The organism is Janthinobacterium sp. GW821-FHT03C10 (assembly GCF_059420865.1).
Genome location: NZ_JBWKUN010000002.1, coordinates 688,377 through 710,259, shown reverse-complemented (window position 1 = coordinate 710,259; position 21,883 = coordinate 688,377). Strand labels below are relative to the sequence as shown.

At 63.4% G+C, this 21,883-nt stretch carries 21 protein-coding genes and 1 pseudogene; 18 read left to right on the top strand and 4 right to left on the bottom strand.

The window, feature by feature from the left end; translation table 11 throughout:
• Positions 1-39 precede the first annotated feature (39 nt).
• Complete coding sequence (locus tag AC07VH_RS11130; RefSeq protein ID WP_494789578.1) at positions 40-393, bottom strand: ribonuclease E inhibitor RraB; 354 nt, start codon at positions 391-393, stop codon at positions 40-42.
• A 129-nt stretch (positions 394-522) separates the two neighbouring features.
• Here AC07VH_RS11130 and AC07VH_RS11125 point away from each other — a divergent pair.
• A pseudogene (locus AC07VH_RS11125) lies at positions 523-1,812 on the top strand (IS3 family transposase).
• Between the two features lie 96 nt (positions 1,813-1,908).
• Here AC07VH_RS11125 and AC07VH_RS11120 read toward each other — a convergent pair.
• From AC07VH_RS11120 to AC07VH_RS11110, 3 genes are all read right to left on the bottom strand, one after another.
• Entirely contained in the window at positions 1,909-2,469 is a 561-nt protein-coding gene (locus AC07VH_RS11120) for an outer membrane beta-barrel protein (protein ID WP_489630200.1), read from the bottom strand.
• A gap of 168 nt (positions 2,470-2,637) precedes the next feature.
• Positions 2,638-4,143, bottom strand: a complete 1,506-nt coding sequence (locus tag AC07VH_RS11115) for a sensor histidine kinase N-terminal domain-containing protein (RefSeq protein WP_494789435.1) — start codon at positions 4,141-4,143, stop codon at positions 2,638-2,640.
• Positions 4,140-4,862: a response regulator gene (locus AC07VH_RS11110; RefSeq protein WP_475415547.1), complete on the bottom strand. Its 723-nt coding sequence runs from the start codon at positions 4,860-4,862 to the stop codon at positions 4,140-4,142. The genes AC07VH_RS11115 and AC07VH_RS11110 overlap by 4 nt, the downstream gene beginning before the upstream one ends.
• 214 nt (positions 4,863-5,076) lie before the next feature.
• Between AC07VH_RS11110 and AC07VH_RS11105 the strand changes: the two genes are divergently transcribed.
• The 17 genes from AC07VH_RS11105 (at position 5,077) to AC07VH_RS11025 (ending at position 21,881) form a co-directional block, all read left to right on the top strand.
• Positions 5,077-6,138 (top strand): porin, encoded by a 1,062-nt coding sequence (locus AC07VH_RS11105; RefSeq protein ID WP_475415546.1) that lies wholly within the window; start codon positions 5,077-5,079, stop codon positions 6,136-6,138.
• Between the two features lie 3 nt (positions 6,139-6,141).
• The gene (locus AC07VH_RS11100; protein ID WP_475415545.1) at positions 6,142-7,137 is read left to right on the top strand and encodes a Bug family tripartite tricarboxylate transporter substrate binding protein; all 996 of its coding nucleotides are present in this window, start codon (positions 6,142-6,144) and stop codon (positions 7,135-7,137) included.
• 43 nt (positions 7,138-7,180) lie between these two features.
• Complete coding sequence (locus tag AC07VH_RS11095; RefSeq protein ID WP_489630203.1) at positions 7,181-8,278, top strand: ABC transporter substrate-binding protein; 1,098 nt, start codon at positions 7,181-7,183, stop codon at positions 8,276-8,278.
• Positions 8,279-8,359: 81 nt separating this feature from the next.
• Complete coding sequence (locus tag AC07VH_RS11090; RefSeq protein ID WP_475415543.1) at positions 8,360-10,150, top strand: ABC transporter permease; 1,791 nt, start codon at positions 8,360-8,362, stop codon at positions 10,148-10,150.
• A gap of 33 nt (positions 10,151-10,183) precedes the next feature.
• Positions 10,184-11,257 (top strand): ABC transporter ATP-binding protein, encoded by a 1,074-nt coding sequence (locus AC07VH_RS11085; protein ID WP_494789434.1) that lies wholly within the window; start codon positions 10,184-10,186, stop codon positions 11,255-11,257.
• A 776-nt stretch (positions 11,258-12,033) separates the two neighbouring features.
• The gene (locus AC07VH_RS11080) at positions 12,034-12,795 is read left to right on the top strand and encodes a beta-ketoacyl synthase chain length factor (protein ID WP_489630204.1); all 762 of its coding nucleotides are present in this window, start codon (positions 12,034-12,036) and stop codon (positions 12,793-12,795) included.
• A complete protein-coding gene (locus tag AC07VH_RS11075) occupies positions 12,788-13,579 on the top strand; it encodes a lysophospholipid acyltransferase family protein (RefSeq protein WP_475415540.1) in 792 nt (263 codons plus the stop codon). Before AC07VH_RS11080 ends, AC07VH_RS11075 begins: the two co-directional genes overlap by 8 nt.
• On the top strand, positions 13,572-13,826 hold the full coding sequence (locus AC07VH_RS11070; protein WP_230541064.1) for a phosphopantetheine-binding protein: 255 nt from the start codon (positions 13,572-13,574) through the stop codon (positions 13,824-13,826). The genes AC07VH_RS11075 and AC07VH_RS11070 overlap by 8 nt, the downstream gene beginning before the upstream one ends.
• Before the next feature lie 20 nt (positions 13,827-13,846).
• Positions 13,847-14,113, top strand: a complete 267-nt coding sequence (locus AC07VH_RS11065) for an acyl carrier protein (protein ID WP_442908084.1) — start codon at positions 13,847-13,849, stop codon at positions 14,111-14,113.
• 3 nt (positions 14,114-14,116) lie between these two features.
• Positions 14,117-14,662 carry a COG4648 family protein gene (locus AC07VH_RS11060; protein ID WP_494789433.1) on the top strand — a complete coding sequence of 182 codons (546 nt, stop codon included), beginning with the start codon at positions 14,117-14,119 and terminating at the stop codon, positions 14,660-14,662.
• The gene (locus AC07VH_RS11055) at positions 14,655-16,472 is read left to right on the top strand and encodes an ApeI family dehydratase (RefSeq protein WP_494789432.1); all 1,818 of its coding nucleotides are present in this window, start codon (positions 14,655-14,657) and stop codon (positions 16,470-16,472) included. Before AC07VH_RS11060 ends, AC07VH_RS11055 begins: the two co-directional genes overlap by 8 nt.
• A complete protein-coding gene (locus AC07VH_RS11050; RefSeq protein WP_494789431.1) occupies positions 16,466-17,554 on the top strand; it encodes a class I SAM-dependent methyltransferase in 1,089 nt (362 codons plus the stop codon). Before AC07VH_RS11055 ends, AC07VH_RS11050 begins: the two co-directional genes overlap by 7 nt.
• Positions 17,547-18,302 (top strand): glycosyltransferase family 2 protein, encoded by a 756-nt coding sequence (locus tag AC07VH_RS11045; RefSeq protein WP_489630206.1) that lies wholly within the window; start codon positions 17,547-17,549, stop codon positions 18,300-18,302. Before AC07VH_RS11050 ends, AC07VH_RS11045 begins: the two co-directional genes overlap by 8 nt.
• A complete protein-coding gene (locus AC07VH_RS11040; protein WP_494789430.1) occupies positions 18,299-19,270 on the top strand; it encodes a lysophospholipid acyltransferase family protein in 972 nt (323 codons plus the stop codon). The genes AC07VH_RS11045 and AC07VH_RS11040 overlap by 4 nt, the downstream gene beginning before the upstream one ends.
• Positions 19,257-20,825, top strand: coding sequence for an HAL/PAL/TAL family ammonia-lyase (locus AC07VH_RS11035; protein ID WP_494789429.1), 1,569 nt, complete (start codon positions 19,257-19,259; stop codon positions 20,823-20,825). Before AC07VH_RS11040 ends, AC07VH_RS11035 begins: the two co-directional genes overlap by 14 nt.
• Positions 20,818-21,273, top strand: coding sequence for an acyl-CoA thioesterase (locus AC07VH_RS11030; protein WP_475415533.1), 456 nt, complete (start codon positions 20,818-20,820; stop codon positions 21,271-21,273). The genes AC07VH_RS11035 and AC07VH_RS11030 overlap by 8 nt, the downstream gene beginning before the upstream one ends.
• On the top strand, positions 21,270-21,881 hold the full coding sequence (locus AC07VH_RS11025) for a LolA family protein (protein ID WP_475415532.1): 612 nt from the start codon (positions 21,270-21,272) through the stop codon (positions 21,879-21,881). The genes AC07VH_RS11030 and AC07VH_RS11025 overlap by 4 nt, the downstream gene beginning before the upstream one ends.
• The last annotated feature ends 2 nt before the right edge of the window (positions 21,882-21,883 follow it).

Genomic DNA, 21,883 nt, shown 5'->3' with positions numbered 1-21,883 from the left:
GCCCGCGGGCGCCGTTTTTTTATGCGTGATGTCGTCGGATTACGCCGCCGTACCGACGGGGCCCACGTCCATGCCGTCATAGCTGGCCAGTTGCTTGTCCTGCGCAAATGCCATCAGTTCGCCATTGCGCGCGTGCAGGCTGTCGACGCCGTGCACTTCGGCCTTTTCCACGTGCAGCACCCACACGGGCGGTGCCGCCGGATCGTCGAGTTCCGGCTGGTACAGTTCCACGGGGCGGTAGCCCTGCAGCGCCAGCAGGGTGGCGGCCTGTTCCAGCGGTTTGGAGGTCGGGTTGGTGAAGTAATAGCCCCACAGCAGCGGCTGGGACAGGTCCCAGGGCGCGTTCTCGGCGATATTGGCAAACAGTTCGGTCACATCTTCTTTGGTCATCATGGCGATGCCTTCCTTGAAATATCAGGGCGCGATCTTAGCACCCATGCCGCCTGCACGCCATTCGCCCATAAAAAAACCGGCTGTATGAACTGAACCCCAAAAGTTGGACACCAACTTTTGGGTTTTTTCATGTCGAAGTACAGTGAGCAATTTAAACTCAGCATTATCGAGCAATATTTGTCCGGTTCTGTGGGGTATAAACAGATTGCCGACAAGCACAATCTTCATCATTCAACTGTGAGATTGTGGATTAAATTGCATGCAGCGCATGGCATTGACGGTCTGGTAAAAAAGTTCAGCCATTACACTGCAGAGTTCAAGCTCTCTGTGTTGCAGCATATGTGGTCCGCTGATTTGTCTTGCTGGCAAGTCGCTGCCGTATTCAATATCCGCAATCGCGGCATCATCAGTCATTGGGAGCGCTGCTATCATAGCGGTGGTCTAGAAGCCCTGATTCCACGCACACGTGGAAAGCCCAAGCAAATACCCTTACTACCACCTACAGAGCCGTCCGAATCCCTTCCGGATCCCGCAGAACGCACCCACGACGAATTGGTCGCTGAGGTCAACCAATTGCGCATGGAGGTAGCTTACCTAAAAAAGTTAGAAGCCTTAGCTCAAGCGCAGAAGCGGCAGAGTACGACAATGCGCAAAAAACGCAAGTAGTTACTGAGCTAAGGCAGTATTTCCCGTTGAGCGCATTGCTTGAGCTCGCTGGCATACCACGCAGTACCTTCTACTATCAGCAGAAAGCAGCCCAGGCATGTGACAAATATGCAGGACTGAAGAAGCAGATCGCTGCCATCTATGCTCGCCACAAGGGGCGGTATGGCTACCGGCGCATCACTTTGGCCATCAGACAATTGGGCGAGAAGGTCAACCACAAGACCGTTCAAAGCCTGATGCGCAAGCTCGGCCTCAAGTCGCTGGTACGGCCCAAAAAGTATCGGTCGTACAAAGGAGAGGTCGGACAAGCAGCGCCGCATATCCTGAAGCGATGCTTCGAAGCCAATGGCGCCAATCAAAAATGGGTGACGGATGTGACGGAGTTCAAGGTGCGCGGCGAGAAGCTGTACCTCTCGCCGGTCATGGATTTGTACAACGGTGAAATCATTGCATTTGAGACCTCAAGGCATCCAGAGTTCGCATTGGTTGGCAGCATGCTCAGGAAGGCTTTGAAAAAGCGCACGATGAGAGGCCCATCGTGCATTCGGATCAAGGCTGGCAATACCGAATGCCGGCTTATGCTTCTTCGCTGTGCTCAAGACAGAGTTCTTCTATCTGAACAAGTTCGGCAGCGTCGATGAACTATAACGCGGCATCAAAAAGTACATCCACTACTATAATCACGACCGCATCAAGCTCAAGCTAAAAGGGCTGAGTCCCGTGCAATACAGAACTCAGCCCTGGGCAACCTAGCAAACTAAACCGTCCAACTATGTGGGGTCAGTTCAGTATGCCGGTTTTTTTATCAGCCGTTAAAAACGGCTTGATTCTGATTCGCGCGAGCGTGAATTAGAACTTGTAGCGCAGGCCGATCGACAGCAGGTCGGCTTTCAGTTTCATGCCATCCTGGCTCATCGTTTTACCGAAGTTCTCATATTCAGCAACTGCCGACAGGTTTTTATTGATGTTGTAAGCAGCGCCGATGCCAAACAGGGCGGCGGTTTTGTTTTTCGATTCGCTGGCGTTGAAACCGATCAGGTTCAATTTAGCTTTGGTGTGGTTTTGAGTAACGCCAACTTTTGCAAACAGCGAGAACTGTTCGTTCAGTGGCAGCGTACCCGTTGCTGCTGCGTAGATAGCGCTGGTTTCCATGCTCAGCGATTCCTTGCCTTCGCTTTCTTTCAGTTTGCCGAAATTGACGTAGCCGGCTTCTGCGCCGAAGTTAGGCGTGAAGTCGTAACCAGCGTAGACTTTAAAACCGGTTTTGTTTTCTTTGCCCGAAATTTCGTCACCCGACAATTTCAATTCCGAACGGCCGACATTCGCGCCGACATAAATGTTTTCAGCTTGCGCAAACAAAGGGAATGCCAGGGCGGCGCCAACGACTACTGCGAACAATTGCTTTTTCATATTAATCCTAGATAATTAATGCGGGGAGACTGTCTCGCCGCTTAATGGGAGCCGAATTGTATAGGGATGAATATGTTTACGTAAGGCAATTATTTAAAAAATATTACAAATAATGTACTTGTTGTTTTTGTGCAACGTTGAATATCGAAGACATATCTGTCTGGTATCTCATGCTGCGCCGCCGAAATGCACGCTGACCTTCAATCCATGCCCATTCGCCGCCGTGGCCAGTTCCAGCCGCGCGCCGTGCAGGGCGGCGATGTCGCGCACGATGGCCAGGCCCAGGCCGGCGCCGCCCGGGTTGCTCTCGAGCGCCGCGCCGACCCGGTAGAACGGCGTCAACACGCGTTCGCGCTCGGCCGGCGGGATGCCCTTGCCGCTATCTTCCACTTCCAGTACGGCGCCGTGCTCGCGTCCGTTCGCTGCCTGCGCCGCGCGCACGCGCAGGATCACGCTGCCGCCCTGCGGCGTGTAGCGCAGGGCGTTGTCGACCAGGTTGGCCACCAGTTCATGCAGCAGCAGGGCCTGGCCATGCACGGGCGCTTCGTCGGGCGCTTCCAGCGACAGGTCGATATGCTTGCCGACGGCGGCCATGGCCATTTCCAGTCCCACCTGCTGCGCCACGTCGCGCAGCGCGACCGTGTCCATGGCCAGGCTGTCGCCGCCATGCTCGATGCGCGCCAGGGTCAGCAGGCGGTTGGCCAGCAGCACGGTCGAATCGGTGGTGACGGCGATCGAGCGCACGATGTCGCGCAGGGCGGCGGCGTCCGGCGGCGCGCCCGCCTGGCGGTCGCATTCGCGCATGGCCAGTTCGGCCTGGGTTTTCAGCACCGTCAACGGCGTGCGCAGCTGGTGCGAGGCGTCGGCGATGAAGCGGCGCTGGCTGGCGATCAGCTGCTGCAGGCGCGACATGGAACCGTTCATGGCGCTCACCAGGGGGCGCATTTCCTTGTGCACCAGGGTGGGATCGACGTCGGACAGGTCGGACAGGGTGCGCGTCTCGACTTCCATTTTCAAGCGCATCAGCGGGCGCAGCACCAGGCGCACGGCAAACCACACGAGGGCGCCCATCACCAGCACCATCGCCGCCTGCCAGATCAGGGTGTCGAACAGGATCTGGTTCGACAGGCCGCGCCGCGCGTCCAGCGTTTCGGCCACCTGGATCAGGGCGATGCCGCGCATCGAGTCGTCATACACGGGTTGCAGCAGGGCGGCGATGCGGATCGGCTTGCCGTGGTAGTCGGCATGGTAGAAGCGCACCAGGGCCGGATAATTCTGCGAGCGGGGCACGTTCTTCGGCACGGGCGGCAAGTCGCCGTAGCCCGACACGAGCTCGCCGTTGATGCCCGTGACCTTGTAGTAGATGCGGCCCAGGGTGTCGGTCTCGAAGCTGTCGAGCGCCACGTAGGGCACTTCGGCCACCACCTTGCCGCCGACGATGGAGACGCGTTCGGCCAGTGCCCGCGTCGACGCCAGCAGGGAGCGGTCGTAGGCCATGTCGGCCGCGTCGAGCGCGTTGCGGTACACAAAGACGGCGTCGAGCAGCACCAGCATCACCAGCGGGATGAGCAGCCAGCGCAGCAGCTGGCTGCGCAGGCTGCCCAGCGGCCGCCCCTGCGCCCAGCGCCGGCGCAGGCGCTCGAACAGGGGCGGGCGTGGGGCGCGCACGGTCATTTTGACGCGGCGGGGGCCATCGCGCTGCGCGGCTGCAGCAGGTAGCCGATGCCGCGCAGGGTGGTGATGACGGCGCCGTCGGGCGAACCGGTTTCCACGCCGCTTTCCAGTTTCTTGCGCACGCGGTGGATATACAGTTCGATGGCGTCCAGGTTGGCGTCGTCGGCCAGCGCGAAGACTTCGTCGAACAGCTTTTCCTTCGACACGGCGCGCCCGGAGCGCGTGATCAGCGCTTCGAGCACGGCGTGTTCGCGCGGCGTCAGCGCCAGCGCCGCTCCGCGATAGCTGAACATGCGCGTGACGGTGTCGAAACTGAGGGCGCCGCAGGTGTGCACGAGCGCTTCGTTGCCCTGGCTGCGGCGCAGCAGGGCTTTTACGCGCGCTTCCAGTTCGGCCAGTTCGAACGGCTTGGCCATGTAGTCGTCCGCGCCCAGGTTCAGGCCCTGCACTTTTTCATCGAGGCCGCCGCGCGCCGTGAGTATCATGACGGGAGTCTTGCCGCGCGTGCCGCCGCGCGCGCGCAGGCGGCGCAGCACGTCCAGGCCGTCCATCTTCGGCAAGGTCAGGTCGAGCAGCACCAGCGAATACTCCTGCGTATGCAGCAGGGCGTCGGCATCGGCGCCGTTGTGGGCGGTCTCCACCGTCAGGTGCGCGTCGCGCAGGGCCTTTGCCAGCCAGTGCGACAGCTCCAGATGGTCTTCCACTAATAATATGCGCATGGTCTCCGCCATTCGTTTGAAACGATACAGTGTAAGCCCGCCGGCGCCGCACCGACAGGGGCGGCGATGAATATGTCTGTTCCCCTTGTGGCTGTCCGGCGACACCTGTCAGTCTGAAAGCGAATTGAAAGGATCGCGATCATATAGTGTGATCCTGATTCATGAAGTTGATCAGGCATATCACCAATAACTATATCTAAGGGAGACACTCTACATGAAGAAATCCGCATTCCCGCTGGCCGCCATGGCGTTACTCGCCATGGCCGGCAGCGCCCACGCCCAGTCGAACGTCACCCTGTACGGCCGCCTGGACGCCGGCATCAGCAACACCAGCAACGCCGGTCCGAACAAAAGCTCGATGACGCAGGTGAGTTCCGGCGGCATGAACACCTCGCGCTGGGGCATCCTGGGCAGCGAAGACCTGGGCGGCGGCCTGAAAGCCGTCTTCAATCTGGAAGGCGGCATCCTGGTCGATACGGGCGCGGCCGACGGCGCGCTGTTCAAGCGCCAGGCCAACGTGGGCCTGGAAGGCGCGTTTGGCCGCGTCGTGCTGGGCCGCTCGTTTACCACCGTGTACGACTTCGTGCTGCCGTTCGATCCGATGGCCTATGCGCCTTTCTATTCGTGGGCCACCTCGGCCAACGCGACGGGCCCGAGCAAGTACGGCATGACGACGGCCTTCGACAACATGGTCAAGTACTCGGGCAAGACGGGCGACTTCAGCTACGGCGCATCATACGGCTTCGGCGAACAGTCGACGGGCAGCTCGGACAGCGCCAAGCTGTCCACGGCCGTCACCTACAAGACGGGTCCTGTCAGCCTGCTGGCCACGTATGAGCGGGTGAACGGCAACGCCATCGCCGGCGGCGCGCGCGACAAGACCAGCGTGTACCACCTGGGCGCCATGTATGACGACGGCCCGTGGAAAGTGCAGGCGGCGGCGCGCGACTACAAGCTCGATCCGGCTGCCTCCGGCAAGGCCGACGTGCGCGGTACCCTGTACTGGGGCGGCGTCAGCTACAAGACCACGCCGGTGATCACCCTGACGGGCGTGATCTACTACCAGGACGTGAAAAACGTGGCCGCCAACCTCGATGCCGATCCGATCATGTACGTGGCGCGCGTGCGCTATGCCCTGTCCAAGCGCACCGACCTGTACGTGGCCGGCGCCTACGCCAAGGCCAAGCACAACCAGTTGGTCAGCCTGTCGCGTGACGACGCCGGTTTCGGCGACACGCAGCGCGGCCTGATCGCCGGCATCCAGCACCGCTTCTAAGCCATGACGATGCTGCGCACCGCGTTCCTGCCGCTGCTGCTGTTGTCCGCGCAGCTGCCCGCGCCGGCAACAGCCGCCGCGCCTGAAGTCGACTGCGTGGTGCCGTCCAAGCCGGGCGGCGCCATGGACCTGACCTGCAAGCTGGCGCAGAAAGGGCTGCTGCAGCCCGATCCGGCGGCGGCGGCGCCGTTCGCGTCCTCTGTGCGCATCAGCTATCTGCCCGGCGGCATCGGTGCGGTGGCGTGGCGCTCGATGGGCTCGCAGCGCCGGCGTGCCGAGGCCAACACCCTGGTGGTGTTTTCGGGCGGCTCGCTGCTGAACCTGGCGCAGGGCAAGTTCGGCAACGCCAAGACGGGCGACGTGCGCTGGGTGGCGGCGCTGGGCGCCGACTACGGCATGATCGCCGTGCGCAGCGACTCCCCCTACAAGACCCTGGCTGACCTGATCGCCGCGCTCAAGCGCCACCCCGACAAGGTACTGATCGGCGTGTCCGGCACCATCGGCAGCCAGGACTGGCTGAAGATGGCGCTGGTGGCGCGCCAGGCCGGCATCGACCCGAAAGTGCTGCGCTTCGTGGCGCTGGAAGGCGGCGGCGAGATATTCACGGCGATGCAGGCCGATTACGTGCAGGTGATGTCGGGCGACACGTCGGAAGCGACCCTGAACGCGGGCGACAGCCATGCGCGCGTGCTGGCCGTGCTGTCGGAAAAGCGCCTGCCCGGCGTGCTGGCGGGCGTGCCGACGGCGCGCGAGCAGGGCATCGACGTGGTGTGGCCCATCATCCGCGGCGTGTGGATGGGGCCACAGGTGCCGGAGGCGGATTATCAGCGCTGGGTGGCCAGTTTTGATCGCGCCATGGCCACGCCGCAGTTTGCCCAGTGGCGCACGCAGGCGGGCATGTATCCGTTCGCGCTGACGGGCGACAAATTGACGCAGTACGTGAACCAGGCAGTCGAGCGCTATTCCAGGCAGGCCGCCGAACTGGGCCTGATGCGCTGAAACCAATAGCAAACCATACAACAATCACAGACGGAGACAAACCATGCAAACCAAGACCATTCTCGCCATCGCCCTGGCCGCCGCTTTCGCGGGTACCGCCGGCGCCGCTTTCGCCCAGGTGCCGGCAGGTTATCCTGCCGACTACCAGAAGATCATCGACGCGGCCAAGAAGGAAGGCAAGGTGGTGATCTACAGCGCCACCGACAGCAAGGCGGCCGCGCCGCTGATCAAGGATTTCAGCACGCTGTATCCGGGCATCTCGGTCGAATACAACGACATGAATTCCACCGAAGTGTACAACCGCTTCATTTCCGAAGTGGCCGCCGGCGGCAATACGGCCGACGTGATGTGGTCGTCGGCGATGGACTTGCAGATGCGCCTGGCCTCCGACGGCTACGCCCTGAAATACAAGTCGGTCGAAGCGGCGAAGATCCCCGGCTGGGCCATGTGGGACGACCAGGCCTACGGCACCACGTTCGAGCCGGCCGCCATCGTCTACAACAAGCGCCTGCTCGACCCGAAGGAAGTGCCGAAGAACCATGACGATTTCGCCAAGCTGATCGCCACGCCGAAGTTCAAGGACAAGGTCACCACCTACGACATCGAAAAGTCGGGCGTGGGCTTCATGTTCATGTCGCAGGACGCCAAGGAGTATCCGCAATTCCTGGCGCTGCAAAATGCGTTTGGCGTGGCCAAGGTGCGCGTGCAGTCGTCGACGGGCACCATGATGGAGCGCATTTCGTCGGGTGAAAACCTGATCGGCTATAACGTGCTGGGTTCCTACGCCCTGGTGCGCGCCAAGACCGACCCGTCGATCGGCGTGGTGCTGCCCAAGGATTACACCCTGATCCTGTCGCGCGTGCAGTTCATCAACAAGAATGCGAAGAACGTCAACGCCAGCAAGCTGTGGCTCGACTACATCCTGTCGCACCGCGGCCAGACCATCATCGCCAACGGCGCCAAGCTGTTCGCCATCCGCGCCGACGTGACGGGCGAAACGACATCGGCCGACCTGATCAAGGAAATCGGCGCGGCCAACGTCAAGCCGATTCCCGTGCATCCGATCATCCTGCAATTTTTGGGACCTGCCAAGCGCATGGCCTTCCTGAAGCAGTGGAAAGAGACCGCCGGCAAAAAGTAGGAATCGTACCCAGGCCGTCCTGGCCGTCCGCAGGCACATGCCCGCGGACGGATGCCGCACCCTTCATTCATTGGATTCATCATGCAAACTGCCATCTTGCCGCTGCCTGCACGGTCGCGCTCTCCCTTGTCTCGCCTGAACTGGCCGCGCGGCGTGGTCGTGGCGATCACGCTGGTCGCCATTTTCCTGCCGCTGTTCCTGATTTTTTACCAGAGCTTTCTGAACGCGCCGTTTTTCATGCCCGTGCGCGAATTCGGCTTTGACTCTTACCGTTTCATCTTCGATGATCCCGATTTCTCCATGGCCTTCAAGAATGGCCTGATGCTCGCCTGCGGCCTGACGGTGATCGCCGTGCCGCTGGGCGGCATGCTGGCCTTCCTGATGGTGCGCACGGACCTGCCGGGCCGCGGCTGGGTGGCGCCCATGCTGCTGGTGCCGATCTTTGTGTCGCCGATGGTGATGGGCTTTGGCTACGTCGTCTCGATGGGCCCCGTGGGTTTCTATTCGATCTGGGCCAAGGAGCTGCTCGGCTTCGTGCCCTGGAATATTTATTCGTTCACCAGCATCGTCATCATCGCCGGCCTGACGCACGTGCCGCACGTCTACCTGTACGCCTCGTCGGCGCTGAAAAGCCTGGGTTCGGACGTGGAGGAGGCGGCCCGCGTGGCCGGCGCCTCGCCGGTGCAGGTGATGCTCAATGTGTCGCTGCCGATGATCATGCCGGCCCTGGCGTATGCGGGCGTGCTGGTGTTCTTCCTCGGCTTCGAGGTGTTCGGCCTGGTGCTGGTGCTCGGTGATCCGGAAGGCCACCTGGTGCTGCCGACCTATCTGTACAAGCTGACGAACAAGCTCGGTACCCCGTCCTACCACCTGATGGCCGCCGTCGCCGTCTGCCTGGTGATGGTGACCATGCCGCTGGTGATGATACAGCGCTGGCTGCTGAAATCGGCCAACAAGTATGTATCGATCAAGGGCAAGGGCGCGCGCAGCAAGGCCATGCCGCTGGGCCGCTGGAAGTGGCTGGCGTTCGCCTTGCTGGCCGGCTGGCTGATCTTCACCATCATCCTGCCGTTGACGGGTATCGTGCTGCGCTCCTTCGTGCAGTACTGGGGCGAGGGCGTGCACCTGGCCGACGTCTTGACCCTGCAGCATTTCCGCGACATTTTCGACCAGCCGTCGCTGGTGCGCGGCATCGTCAACACCATCCTGATCGGCGTCGTCGGCGGCGCGCTGGCCGTGGGCTGCTACAGCTTCATCGCGCTGGCCATGCACCGCAAGGCGGACGGCATCACGCGCCTGCTCGATTACAGCGTGCTGGTGCCGCGCGCCGTGCCGGGCCTCTTGGCCGGCCTGTCGTTCCTGTGGGTGTTCCTGTTCGTGCCGGCCTGGCTCGACGGCATATTGAAAGGCATGGACAACGGCGTGGCCCTGTGGCTGAGCGGCCACGTGATTCCCGTGCTGCGCGAACTGCGCTCGACGATCTTCGCCCTGTGGCTCGCGTATTCGGTGGTGTGGATGGCCTACGGCATGCGCCTCATTTCCACGGCGCTGCTGCAGGTGGGGCCGGAGCTGGAAGAGGCGGCGCGCGCCGTCGGCGCCAGCCGCGGCCAGGTGACGCGCGACGTCACCCTGCCGCTGATCAAGTACGGCTTGCTGGGCGCCTGGCTGATGGTGTTCCTGATCTTCGAGCGCGAATATTCGACGGGCGTGTACCTGCTCTCGCCGGGCACGGAAGTGATCGGCGCCATGCTGGTGTCGCTGTGGGCGGGCGGCTCGACCGACCTGGTGGCGGCGCTGTCCTTCATCAATATCACCCTGGTGGCCATCGGCCTGGGAATCGCGCTGCGCTTCGGCGTGAAGTTACACAACTGAGCTGCATAACTAAGAATAGACTGAGACCACATCATGAATGAACTGACCGTCAATGAACTGCACCTGGACTACGGCACCGGCGCCTCCGCCAACCAGATCCTGAAGGGTGTCTCGATGCATCTGAAAAAAGGCGAAGTGGTCGCCCTGCTGGGGCCTTCGGGCAGCGGCAAGACCACCTTGCTGCGCGCCGTAGCCGGACTGGAAAGCCCGAAGGCGGGCACGATCCAGATCGGCGAGCGCAATGTCTTCGACGGCGCGCAGCACTTCGAGATGCCGGCCGAGCACCGCAACCTGGGACTGGTGTTCCAGTCGTACGCGTTGTGGCCGCACAAGACCGTGTTCGACAACGTCGCCTACGGCCTCAAACTGCGCAAGATGAGCAGCACGGAAATCGCCGCGCGCATCAAGGAAGTGCTGACGCAGCTGGGCCTGGGGCACCTGGGCGAACGCTATCCGCACCAGCTGTCCGGCGGCCAGCAGCAGCGCGTGGCGATCGCCCGCGCGCTGGTGTACAACCCGCCCGTGATCCTGCTCGACGAACCGCTGTCGAACCTGGACGCCAAGCTGCGCGAGGAAGCGCGCGCCTTCCTGCGTGAACTGATCGTGCGCCTGGGCCTGTCCGCGCTGATGGTGACGCATGACCAGGGCGAGGCGATGGCCATTTCCGACCGCATCCTGTTGCTCAATAACGGCAAGATCGAGCAGCAGGGCACGCCGCAAAGCATGTATGAAACGCCGGACACCCTGTTTACAGCCGAATTCATGGGCAGCAACAACCGCCTGCCCGGCAAGGTGGTGCAGCGCGACGGCAGCGCCGTGCGCCTGCTGGTCGACGGCGCCTCCATGCAGGGCGTGGCGCGCGGCGCCAACGTGGGCACGCAAGTGACGACCATGATACGCGTCGAGGAAGTGAAGATCAGCGCCACGCAGGTGGACAACGCCATCGAGTTGCCGCTGCTGACGTGCATGTACCTGGGCGACCGCTGGGAATGCCTGTTCGAGCGCGGCGGCGCCGAGAACATCAGCCTGCGCGCGTATTCGCGCCACAAGCTCGAAGCGGGCAAGTACTGGCTGCACATGCCGGCCGATAAACTCTGGGTGTTTTAAGGGTGCCGTGGTGGCCGGGGTCATCTGCCCGCTTCGGCCCCCTTCCTGCATGCGGCGCCTTGCCGCATCGCCAGCGTTGCCCTCGGCACCATGCTCATGTTGGTGCTGGCGGCCACAAGACCTTGCCTCCGGGCGCGCCCATCGCCACGGCCCTTCACGCGGCGCGCATGCCGGTGCCAGTATGGTTGATCGGCCCATTCTTTTCTCATGCTGCCAAAACAGCGCCGCCGGAGTTGAATCTGCCTGCGGGAACTGGCATAAAGCAATCGCTCTGTATTGCCTTTGCTGCGCAGCCGCTTTAATCGCCGCCGACGCATGCGGGCGCATTGCCGTCGCCATGTGCTGGCAATATGTGGATAGCGGTTGTTTTGGGTTTTCCGTCTCGGCGGCGCGCGGGGCAATCATGCCCGATGGCCGCGCTTGCCGCGCTGCTGCGCCACACAGCAGGTGTCATCTAAAAACAACGCTCTGAAGGCAGGCATGCGCAGCTTGTTTTACTCATTGATAAAAATACACCGTTTCCTGGAATGCCGGCGGTTTGCGGGAGAGTGCCGATTTCCATTGGAAGATAATGGATGGGAGTGTTACAAATAGTAACTCGAACGGGGCATTCTTTAAAACGTAATTTTTTGTATTTGCATTTAAAAAGTTGCTCCATGGCCATTTATTTTAGTTATTTTTACTTCCTTCGTTTATAATTTGAAAAGAACGCCGGCGGGGCTTTTTGCGCAGTTTTGACGTGAGTTCGCCCTTTTTTTGAGCTCAGGAAAATGTATATGCGCACCGATGGTGTCCGTTTTTCAATTATCAGACATGCCGCCTGGGCGCCAGGCCTGGAAGCACCGGAGCAATGGCAAGCGTGGGCGCAATGCACCTTGCCCGTCGCGCCAATAGCCGTCGCCGGCGAGCCTGGCGTGCGCGCGATGGCGCCGATGCTGCGCCGCCGTGCTGGCCAGTTGGGCAAGATGGCGCTCGAGGTGGCGTACACTTGCCTCGGCGAACAGCGCGATATTCCGCTCGTCTTCTGTTCTCGTCATGGCGAGGTGGCGCGCGCCGTCGAACTGCTGTCGGCGCTGATCCAGGGCGAACCCCTGTCGCCGACGGCGTTCGGCATGGCCGTGCATAACGCCAGCGCCGGTCTGTTTTCCATCGCCCGCGCCGATACGGCGAATCAGTTGGCTATTGCCGCCGGTGCGGCCAGCCTCGAGGCTGCGGTGATCGAGGCGTGCGGCTTGCTGGCCGATGGCGCGGCGCAGGTATTGCTTGTGCTGGCGGAGTGTCCCTTGCCGGATCCATTCGAGGCCTTTGAAGACTGCCATGAGCAGCCGCATGCGTTTGCCTGGCTGCTGCAGGCCGAGGCAGCCCCTGGCGCCGCTTTTAGTTTGACGTGGCGCACCCGCGGCAGCGATGACGCGTTGGCGGTGGGCTCTGGCGGCATGCCTGGCAGCCTGGCCGTGTTGCGATTCATGCTCGGCGGGACCCGCACGTTCGAGCATGCGGCCAACCGCCAGGCATGGCGCTGGAGCCGCCATGCGTAAGCTGGAGGCTGTCCGCACCGGTATCTCGATAGGCTGGCGTACCATCGCGACCGCGGTCAGTTTTGCCGCCTTCGGTCTTGGTGGCTTGCTGCTGCGCGTGCTGGTGTTCCCCGTGCTGCAGGTGCTGGTGTGGCGGCGCGAGACACGCATTGCCTGCGCGCGCGCCATCATCCGCTGGAGTTTTCGCCTGTATATCGGCCTGATGCGTTTTCTTGGTGTGCTGCGCTATGACTTGCGCGGTCTCGACAAGCTGGAACGCGGCGGCTTGCTGATCCTGGCCAATCATCCGACCCTGATCGACACGATTTTCCTGATGGCGTATGTCAAGCAGGCCGATTGCATCGTCAAGTCCGATTTGTGGAATAACCCGTTTACGGGCGGTCCCGTGCGCGCGGCAGGCTATATCAATAACACGGGCGGCGCCGAACTGGTGGACGCCTGCCTGGCATCGCTGGAAAGCGGCAATAACCTGATCATTTTTCCGGAAGGCACGCGCACGCCATGCAGCGGTGAGGTCGTGCTGAAGCGGGGCGCGGCCAATATCGCCGTGCGCGGCCGCCGCGACGTGACGCCCGTGCTGATCCGTTGCCTGCCCAGGACCCTGGGCAAGGGCGAACCATGGTGGCGCGTGCCGGCCCGCCGTGCGCATTTCGAGATCGCCGTGCAGGACGACCTGGCGATCGGCGAGTTTACCGGCGGTGGCGCCAGCGACGTGATGGCGGCGCGTACCTTGACCACTCATTTGCAACATTACTTTAGCGGGAAACAGGAACAACATGCTTGAACAAGAAGTGAAGGAACTGATCATCGAGGCGCTGCAGCTGGAAGACATGAGTGCTGCCGATATCGATACGGATGCGCCCCTGTTTGTCGAGGGCCTGGGACTCGATTCGATCGATGCGCTGGAACTGGGCGTCGCCCTGCAAAAAAAGTACGGCATTTCCCTGTCGGCCGATTCGGCCGATACACGCCGCCACTTTGCCTCGGTACGGGCGCTGGCGGCGCTGGTTGACACTCACAGAAAGAAGTAAGGAGCAGCAAAATGGTAGATATGAGCGCAATGAACCGCGAGGAACTGTACGCATGGGTGGTGCAACTGCTGGCTGAAATGTTCGAACTGGATCCGGCGGCGCTGACGCCGCAGTCGAATCTGTATGCCGAACTCGATATCGACAGCATCGACGCGGTCGATCTGGCCGTCAAGCTGAAGCAGCTGACGGGCAAGCGCCTGCAGCCGGAAGTCTTCAAGACCATTCGCACCATCGACGATGTGGTCGAAGCGTTGCGCGCGATGTCGGTGTCGGAACAGGCGGCATAACGCGTGCTGCTCAATGCCGTCGCGTTGCTGCTGACCGTACTGTATCCGCTGGCGATCTGGTTCGGTTACGGCCAGGTCGAGCCGCGCTGGCTGGCGCTGCTGCTGTTGCTGGCCGTCGCCTGCCGCCTGCCCGCGCTGAAGCTGCAGCGCGCTGCGCGCTGGTCGGTGGCCGCCGCCCTGCTGCTGGCCGCCATCGCCCTGTGGAGCAACCTGCTGTTGCCGCTGAAGTTGTATCCGGTGCTGGTCAACGTCGTCTTGCTGGCCACCTTCGGCTACAGCCTGTGGGCGCCGCCATCCGTGGTGGAGCGCCTGGCGCGCCTGCGCGAGAAGGACTTTCCGCCGGCGGCCGTGCGCTACACGCGCCGCGTGACGCAGGTCTGGTGCGTTTTTTTTATCGTCAATGGCGGCATCGCGCTGGGCACGGCGCTTTGGGCCAGCGAAGCCGTCTGGTCGCTGTACACGGGCGTCGTCGCATACGTCCTGATGGCCCTGTTATTTGGCGGCGAGTATCTCGTCCGCCTGCGTTTTAAACGTTTGCACCATGCCTGAAGCCCTCATGCCGGAAACCCACTCTCCGATCGATTCCCTTGCCCGCCTCGCGCTGTCCATGCTCGACCGCTCGTCGGCCATGCCTGTTGGCTGGCGCGATGGCGCCGCGCTCGATTGCGCCCACTTTGCGGCGCGCATGACCGCCTGGGCCGGCATGCTGGAGCGCCAGCCTGGCCGTCATTTTGCCCTGTACCTCGATGACAGCATCGAGTTTGGCGCCGCCTTGCTGGGCGCCTGGCAGGCAGGCAAGACCATCTGGCTGACGGCCGATACCCTGCCGGTCAGCTGCGCCTCGCTGGCTGCGTCGGTGGACGGGTTCCTGGGGCAGTTCCCGGCCGCGCATGCGCCGCTGCCGCTGCCAGCGGACAGCCTTGCCGAGCGTACGTGGATGCAGCTTGCCGACGATTTCCCGGCGCTGGTGGTGTACACCTCCGGCAGCACGGGTGCGGCGCAAGCCATCCCGAAAAAACTCTCACAACTGGCCAGCGAGGTGGTCATGCTGGAGCAGCTGTTTGGCGAACACGCCGATGGCGCGGCCGTCGTCGCCACCGTCTCGCACCAGCATATCTACGGCTTGCTGTTCAAGGTCTTGTGGCCGCTGGCTGCCGGGCGTGCCGTGCATGCGCACAGCGTGGATTACCCGGAACAGCTGGCCGCCTTGCTGGCGCGCGGTCCGTGCGTGCTGGCCGCCAGTCCCGCGCACCTGAAACGCCTGCCGGAACACATCGACTGGTCCGGCGCCCGCGCGCAGCTGCGCGCCGTGTTTTCCTCGGGCGGGCCGCTGGCCCTGGACAGCGCGCTGGCGGCGGGGCATTTGCTGGGCCGCGTGCCGCGCGAAATCTATGGCAGCTCGGAGACTGGCGGCGTAGCCTGGCGCCAGCGCGTGCCAGAGCGCCCTGACGACGAGAGCTGGCAGGGTTTTCCCGGCGTGGACTGGCGTCTGCTGGACAACGGCGCGCTGGAAGTGCGTTCGGCGCATCTGGCCGACGAGGGCTGGCTTTGCCTGGCCGACCGCGCGCGCGAAACCGCGCCGGGACGCTTCCAGCTGCTGGGACGCTGCGATCGCATCGTGAAGATCGAGGAAAAGCGCATTTCCCTGAGCGCCATCGAGACGGCCTTGCTGGCCACCCCGCTGGTGGCCGAGGCAAGAGTGCTGCTGTGCGACGCGCCGGCAGGCGAGCGCCAGAAGGTGGCCGCCTTTATCGTCTGCAGCGCAGCCGGCCGCGTGCTGTTCGAGGCAGATGGCAAGCTGGCCATGAACCGCCGGCTGCAACTGGCGCTCGCTGGACAGGTCGACGCCGTTGCCTTGCCGCGCCGCTGGCGCTACCTGGAACAACTGCCCATCAATGCGCAGGGCAAGACGACGCATGCGCTGCTGCTGGCCCTGTTGGAGAAACCCCGGCTGCCGCATGCGCAGCTGATCGAGCGCTCGGCCGAAGGCGACACGCCACGTCTGCTGTTCGAGCTGCGGGTGCCGGCGAACCTGTTCTATTTCGATGGCCATTTCACGGGCGCGCCCTTGCTGCCTGGCGTGGTGCAGGTGGAGTGGGCGCTGCACTTTGCGCGCCGGTACCTGCACCTGCCCGCGCAGTTCCGCGCCATGCATGCCCTGAAATTCCAGCAGCCGGTGCTGCCGGACCGGCCCGTGCGGCTGGCGCTCGAGTATGACGCGCCCAAGGCCAGCCTGCAGTTTCGTTATCTGTCGGACGTTGGCCAGCATGCCAGCGGCCGCATCCTGTTTCACCCGAATGCCGCTGCCGTTTCCGGTGGCTGCGCCGATACACCCACTCCAGCAGCGAGCGCATGTTAGATAAAAAATTCTCACCCGAACGCCAGACCGCCTTTGCCGCCCGTTTCGAGGCGCAAAAAATCGCTTTCGGCCCCGTCGTCTTTCAATGCGTGCGCTATGCCTGGAAGCGCGGCATGCTGCAGGCGTTGGCCGACACGGGCCACAGCGGCCTGACGATCGCCGACATGGCCGCCAGCGGCCGCTGGACGGAGTATGCGTTGAAGGTGGCGCTCGAATCGTGCCTGTCGGCCGGCGTCGTCTCGCTGCGCGATGGCGCGTATGTGCTCGATAAGGTCGGTTTTTGCATGCTGACGGACAGCATCACCCAGGTCAACCTGGACTTTATGCACGACGTCTGCTATCAGGGCTTGTTCGACCTGGACCGTTCGCTCGACGCCGAGCAGCCGCTGGGACTGGCCGCGCTGGGCGACTGGCCCACCCTGTACCAGGGCCTGTCGGCCCTTTCGGAGCCGGCCAAGGGCAGCTGGTTCGCCTTCGATCACCATTATTCGGATACGTCCTTCCCAGAGATATTCCCGGATGTCTTCGCCACGGCGCCGCACCGCATCATGGACATCGGCGCCAATACGGGCAAGTTTGCCAGCGCCGCACTGGCCTACCATGCGGGCGTGGAATTGCATCTGGTTGACCTGGAGCGCCAACTGGCGGTAGCCGACCGGACCCTGACCGATGCGGGCGTGCGCGAGCGCGCCCACTTGCACGCCTGCGACCTGCTCGACGATGCGGCGCCGCTGCCGGCCGGCATGGACTTGATCTGGATGAGCCAATTCCTCAGCTGTTTTTCCGAGCCGGCGATTGCCAGCATCCTGCGCCGCGTGGCGCAGGCGCTGAGCCCGAACGGCCAGGTGCTGATCATGGATACCTTCTGGGACCGCCAGCAGTACGATATCGCCGCCTACTGCCTGATCAATACTTCGCCGTACTTCACGGCCATGGCCAGTGGGAACAGCAAGATTTACCAGAGCACCGACTATATCCGCCTGGCGCAAGAGGCCGGCCTGGAATTGCTGACCACGCGCGATGGCATCGGCTATTGCCACTCGCTGCTGCGTTTCGGCCGCGCCGGAGCCCGCAGTGACTGAAGTGCGTTTTCGCCCCTGCATCGTGATCCCCGTGTTCAACCATGAACAGGCGATCGGCGCCGTGGTGCGGCGCCTGCTGCCGCATGGCGTGCCGCTGATCCTCGTCGATGATGGCAGCGCCGACGCCGGCGCGGGCACCCTGGATGCGCTGGCCGCCGAGCACCCGTCGCGCGTGACCTTGCTGCGCCATGCGCATAACCAGGGCAAGGGCGGGGCGGTGCTGACCGGCTGCCGCCACGCGCATGCGCACGGCTACAGCCATGCGCTGCAGATCGATGCCGACGGGCAGCACGAGACGGACGATGTGCCGCGCTTCCTGGCGCAGGCGCAGGCCACGCCGACGGCGGTGGTGGTCGGCTACCCCGTGTACGACGCCTCGGTGCCGAAGGCGCGCTATTACGGCCGCTATGCCACGCATATCTGGGTATGGATCAATACCCTGTCGCTGCAGATCCGCGACTCCATGTGCGGTTTCCGCGTCTATCCGCTGGCGCCGTTGGCAGCCCTGGCGGAGAGGCGCCAGCTGGGCCTGCGCATGAATTTCGACACCGATGTGCTGGTGCGCCTGTACTGGGATGGCCTGGAGATGGCGAATCTGCCCACGAAAGTCGGCTATCCCACCGACGGCGTCTCGCATTTCCAGCTGTGGCGCGACAACGTGCTCATTTCGCGCATGCACGCGCGTCTGTTTTTCGGCATGCTGTGGCGCGCACCGCGCCTGCTGGCCCGCCACTGGCGCACGCGATGACGGCAGCACCGCAACATTCGCGCGGACACTGGTCCGGATTCAATGAAGTCAGCTTCGTGGCCGGCATGCGCCTGCTGTTCTGGATCTGCCGCGTCTTCGGCCGCTGGCCTTTCCGTATCGTGCTGTATCCGGTGCTGGCCTGGTACGTGCTGACGAATGCCCGTGCGCGCCGCGTCTCGCGCAGCTATCTGCGCCGCGTCGCGGCCTGCAGCGGCCCGGCAAACCTGAGCGTGCTGCGGCACTTCGCCGCGTTTGCCGAAACCATCCTCGACAAGATGCTGCTATGGGGTGGCCTGTACGACACGCGTAGCGTGAGCCTGTACGGCGTCGAGGGCGAAGCTGGCGTCAACCGCTGCCTGGACGAGGGGCGCGGCGCCTTGCTGATCTGCGCCCACCTGGGCAACCTGGATTTGTGCCGCGTACTGTCGCAGCGCAATCCGCGCCTGAAGCTGACGGTGCTCGTGCACACGCGCCATGCGCCGGCGTTCAACCGCATGCTGGAGCGCCTCAATCCGGACAGCCAGCTCAATCTGATGCAGGTGACGGAAATCACGCCTGCCACGGCCATGCTGCTGGCGGAAAAGGTGGCGCAGGGCGAGTTCGTGGTGATCGCCGGTGACCGCGTGCCCGTCTCGCCGCAGCCACGCGTGGCCGTGGCGCCGTTCCTGGGCCAGGCGGCCGCGTTTCCGATCGGTCCGTATGTGCTGGCCAGCGTGCTGCAATGCCCCGTGTATTTGCTGTTTTCCATGCGCATCGGCCAGCGCTCGGAAATCCATTTCGAACTGTTCCGCCAGTCGCTGCACCTGCCGCGCAAGGCACGCGAGGCGATGCTGGCCGAACTGGCGGCCGCCTATGCGGCGCGCCTGCAGCACCATTGCCTGCGCGCGCCGCTCGAATGGTTCAACTTCTACGATTTTTGGCAACTCCCCGATACTTCAAGACTGGATACTCCCGATGCACCTCGCTGACCTGAAAAACACCCGGCGCGCCGTCCGCTTCGACCGCGAACGCCTGCGCATCGAAGACATTACCGACATCGCGCATGGCCGGGCCAGCGCCGAACTGTCCAGCGACCCCGTCTTTCTGGCGGCGATCGCGCGCGGCGCCGATTTCCTCGACCGCCTGCTGCGCGAGGACGGCACCATCTATGGCGTGACCACGGGCTACGGCGATTCCTGCACCGTGACCGTGCCGCCGGAACTGGTGGCCGAACTGCCGCACCACCTGTACACCTATCACGGCTGCGGCCTGGGCGAATTCTTCACGCCGGCGCAGACGCGCGCCATCATGGCCACGCGCCTGGCGTCGCTCTCCAAAGGTTTTTCCGGCGTCAGCGTGGCACTGCTGGCGCAGATCGCGCGCCTGCTCGATGCGGGCCTGCTGCCGTTGATCCCGTCGGAAGGCTCGGTCGGCGCCAGCGGCGACCTGACGCCGCTGTCCTACCTGGCGGCGGTGCTGTGCGGCGAACGCGAAGTCTGGCGTGACGGGATACAGGTGCCGGCGGAACAGGCGCTGCGCGAAGCGGGCATCACGCCGCTGCGCCTGCGTCCGAAGGAAGGCCTGGCGATCATGAACGGCACGGCCGTCATGACGGCGCTGGCTTGCCTGGCGTATGAGCGCGCCGAGTATCTGACGCGCCTGACGACGCGCATCACGGCCATGGCCTCGTTTGCGCTCGATGGCAACGCGCACCACTTCGATGAAACCCTGTTCTCCGTCAAGCCGCATCCCGGCATGCAGCAAGTGGCGGCCTGGCTGCGCGCCGATTTGCCCACCGATAGCTGGGAACGCAACGGCAAGCGGCTGCAGGACCGCTATTCGATCCGCTGCGCGCCGCACGTGATCGGCGTGCTGGCCGACGCCTTGCCGTGGCTGCGTTCGTCGATCGAGAATGAACTCAATAGCGCCAACGACAATCCCATCATCGACGCCGAAGGCGAGCGCGTGCTGCATGGCGGGCATTTCTACGGCGGCCATATCGCCTTCGCCATGGACAGCATGAAGAACACGGTGGCCAACCTGGCCGACTTGCTGGACCGCCAGATGGCCTTGCTGGTCGACAGCCGCTACAACCAGGGCTTGCCGGCCAACCTGTCGGGCGCCACCGGCCCGCGCGCGGCCATCAACCACGGCCTGAAGGCATTGCAGATCAGCGCCTCCGCCTGGACGGCCGAAGCGCTGAAGCTGACCATGCCTGCCTCGGTTTTTTCACGTTCGACCGAATGCCACAACCAGGACAAGGTCAGCATGGGCACCATCGCCGCACGCGATTGCCTGCGCGTGCTGGAACTGTGCGAGCAGGTCGCCGCGGCCCTGCTGATTACCGTGCGCCAGGGCGTCTGGCTGCGCTGCAAGGTCAATCCCGACGTGCAGCCGCAAGCGGCGCTGGCGGCGATGATGGAGGCGCTGACCGCCGATATCGCGCCCGTCGAGGAAGACCGCCGGCTCGATCCGGAACTGCGCGTGCTGCTCGAACGCATGCGCGCACAAGCCTGGCCACTGTACGGAGCCGGGCATGACTGAGACGCATAAGGTGCGCGGCAGGAAGGCCGCGCCCAGCCGCTGGCACGCCGAAGTGGAGATGCAGGTGCAGTTCTTCGACCTCGACCCGATGGAGATCGTCTGGCATGGCCGCTACGTGAAATACCTCGAAGTGGTGCGCTGTGCGCTGCTCGACAGCATCGGCTACAACTACGTCGACATGAAAGCGTCCGGCTATGCCTGGCCCGTGATCGACATGCACTTGCGCTATGTGGCGCCGGCCACCTTTGGCCAGCGCCTGACCCTGCGCGCCGACCTGGTGGAGTGGGAAGACCGCCTGAAGATCGAGTACCTGGTCAGCGACAGCGCGACGGGCAAGCGCCTGAACCGCGCCAGCACGACGCAGGTGGCCGTCGATATCGCCAGCGGCGAGATGTGCTTTGCCTCGCCGCCCGTACTGTTTGAAAAACTGGGATTGAAGTCCGCATGAAAAAACAACTCAAAATCCTGCTGGCGGGCGTGTGCCTGCTGGCGATGGCGCCGCTGCACGCGGCCGCGCCGGTGGCGAAGATCGAGGCCATGCTGGCCAAGCCGCAGCAGCTGTGCGGCCGCTTCGACCAGAGCAAGCAGCTGGCCGGCATGAAGAAGGCGCTGGCGTCGAATGGCCGCTTTTGCGTGGTGGCGGGCAAGGGCGTCTTGTGGCGCACCTTGCATCCGTTTCCCAATACATTGCGGCTGACGCGCGACGAGATCGTGCATTTCCAGGGCGAGCGCGTGGCCATGCGCCTGGACGCGAAGACGGAACCGGTGGTCAAGATGATCAACAGCGTGCTGTTTTCGCTGCTGGCCGGCGACCTGGCGCAGCTCGATACCTTGTTTGAAGTCGACGGCAGCATCGACGGCGCGACCTGGCAGGTGGCGCTGAAGGCGCGCCAGCCGGCGCTGGCCAAGGCCATCGGCAGCATCCGCCTCGATGGCGGCGCCTTCGTGAAAAACATCAGCATCAGCGAGGCGAGCGGCGACCGTACGAGCATCGTGTTCTCGGCGATTGAGACGGGACCCGCTGCCATCACGGCGCAAGAGGCGGCTCTGTTTTGAAT

Bases quoted from the DNA above. Each gene is read 5' to 3' on its own strand.
- AC07VH_RS11130 (WP_494789578.1), bottom strand. From the start codon at position 393: ATGATGACCAAAGAAGATGTGACCGAACTGTTTGCCAATATCGCCGAG.
- AC07VH_RS11120 (WP_489630200.1), bottom strand. From the start codon at position 2,469: ATGAAAAAGCAATTGTTCGCAGTAGTCGTTGGCGCCGCCCTGGCATTC.
- AC07VH_RS11115 (WP_494789435.1), bottom strand. From the start codon at position 4,143: ATGACCGTGCGCGCCCCACGCCCGCCCCTGTTCGAGCGCCTGCGCCGG.
- AC07VH_RS11110 (WP_475415547.1), bottom strand. From the start codon at position 4,862: ATGCGCATATTATTAGTGGAAGACCATCTGGAGCTGTCGCACTGGCTG.
- AC07VH_RS11105 (WP_475415546.1), top strand. From the start codon at position 5,077: ATGAAGAAATCCGCATTCCCGCTGGCCGCCATGGCGTTACTCGCCATG.
- AC07VH_RS11100 (WP_475415545.1), top strand. From the start codon at position 6,142: ATGACGATGCTGCGCACCGCGTTCCTGCCGCTGCTGCTGTTGTCCGCG.
- AC07VH_RS11095 (WP_489630203.1), top strand. From the start codon at position 7,181: ATGCAAACCAAGACCATTCTCGCCATCGCCCTGGCCGCCGCTTTCGCG.
- AC07VH_RS11090 (WP_475415543.1), top strand. From the start codon at position 8,360: ATGCAAACTGCCATCTTGCCGCTGCCTGCACGGTCGCGCTCTCCCTTG.
- AC07VH_RS11085 (WP_494789434.1), top strand. From the start codon at position 10,184: ATGAATGAACTGACCGTCAATGAACTGCACCTGGACTACGGCACCGGC.
- AC07VH_RS11080 (WP_489630204.1), top strand. From the start codon at position 12,034: ATGCGCACCGATGGTGTCCGTTTTTCAATTATCAGACATGCCGCCTGG.
- AC07VH_RS11075 (WP_475415540.1), top strand. From the start codon at position 12,788: ATGCGTAAGCTGGAGGCTGTCCGCACCGGTATCTCGATAGGCTGGCGT.
- AC07VH_RS11070 (WP_230541064.1), top strand. From the start codon at position 13,572: ATGCTTGAACAAGAAGTGAAGGAACTGATCATCGAGGCGCTGCAGCTG.
- AC07VH_RS11065 (WP_442908084.1), top strand. From the start codon at position 13,847: ATGAGCGCAATGAACCGCGAGGAACTGTACGCATGGGTGGTGCAACTG.
- AC07VH_RS11055 (WP_494789432.1), top strand. From the start codon at position 14,655: ATGCCTGAAGCCCTCATGCCGGAAACCCACTCTCCGATCGATTCCCTT.
- AC07VH_RS11050 (WP_494789431.1), top strand. From the start codon at position 16,466: ATGTTAGATAAAAAATTCTCACCCGAACGCCAGACCGCCTTTGCCGCC.
- AC07VH_RS11040 (WP_494789430.1), top strand. From the start codon at position 18,299: ATGACGGCAGCACCGCAACATTCGCGCGGACACTGGTCCGGATTCAAT.
- AC07VH_RS11035 (WP_494789429.1), top strand. From the start codon at position 19,257: ATGCACCTCGCTGACCTGAAAAACACCCGGCGCGCCGTCCGCTTCGAC.
- AC07VH_RS11030 (WP_475415533.1), top strand. From the start codon at position 20,818: ATGACTGAGACGCATAAGGTGCGCGGCAGGAAGGCCGCGCCCAGCCGC.
- AC07VH_RS11025 (WP_475415532.1), top strand. From the start codon at position 21,270: ATGAAAAAACAACTCAAAATCCTGCTGGCGGGCGTGTGCCTGCTGGCG.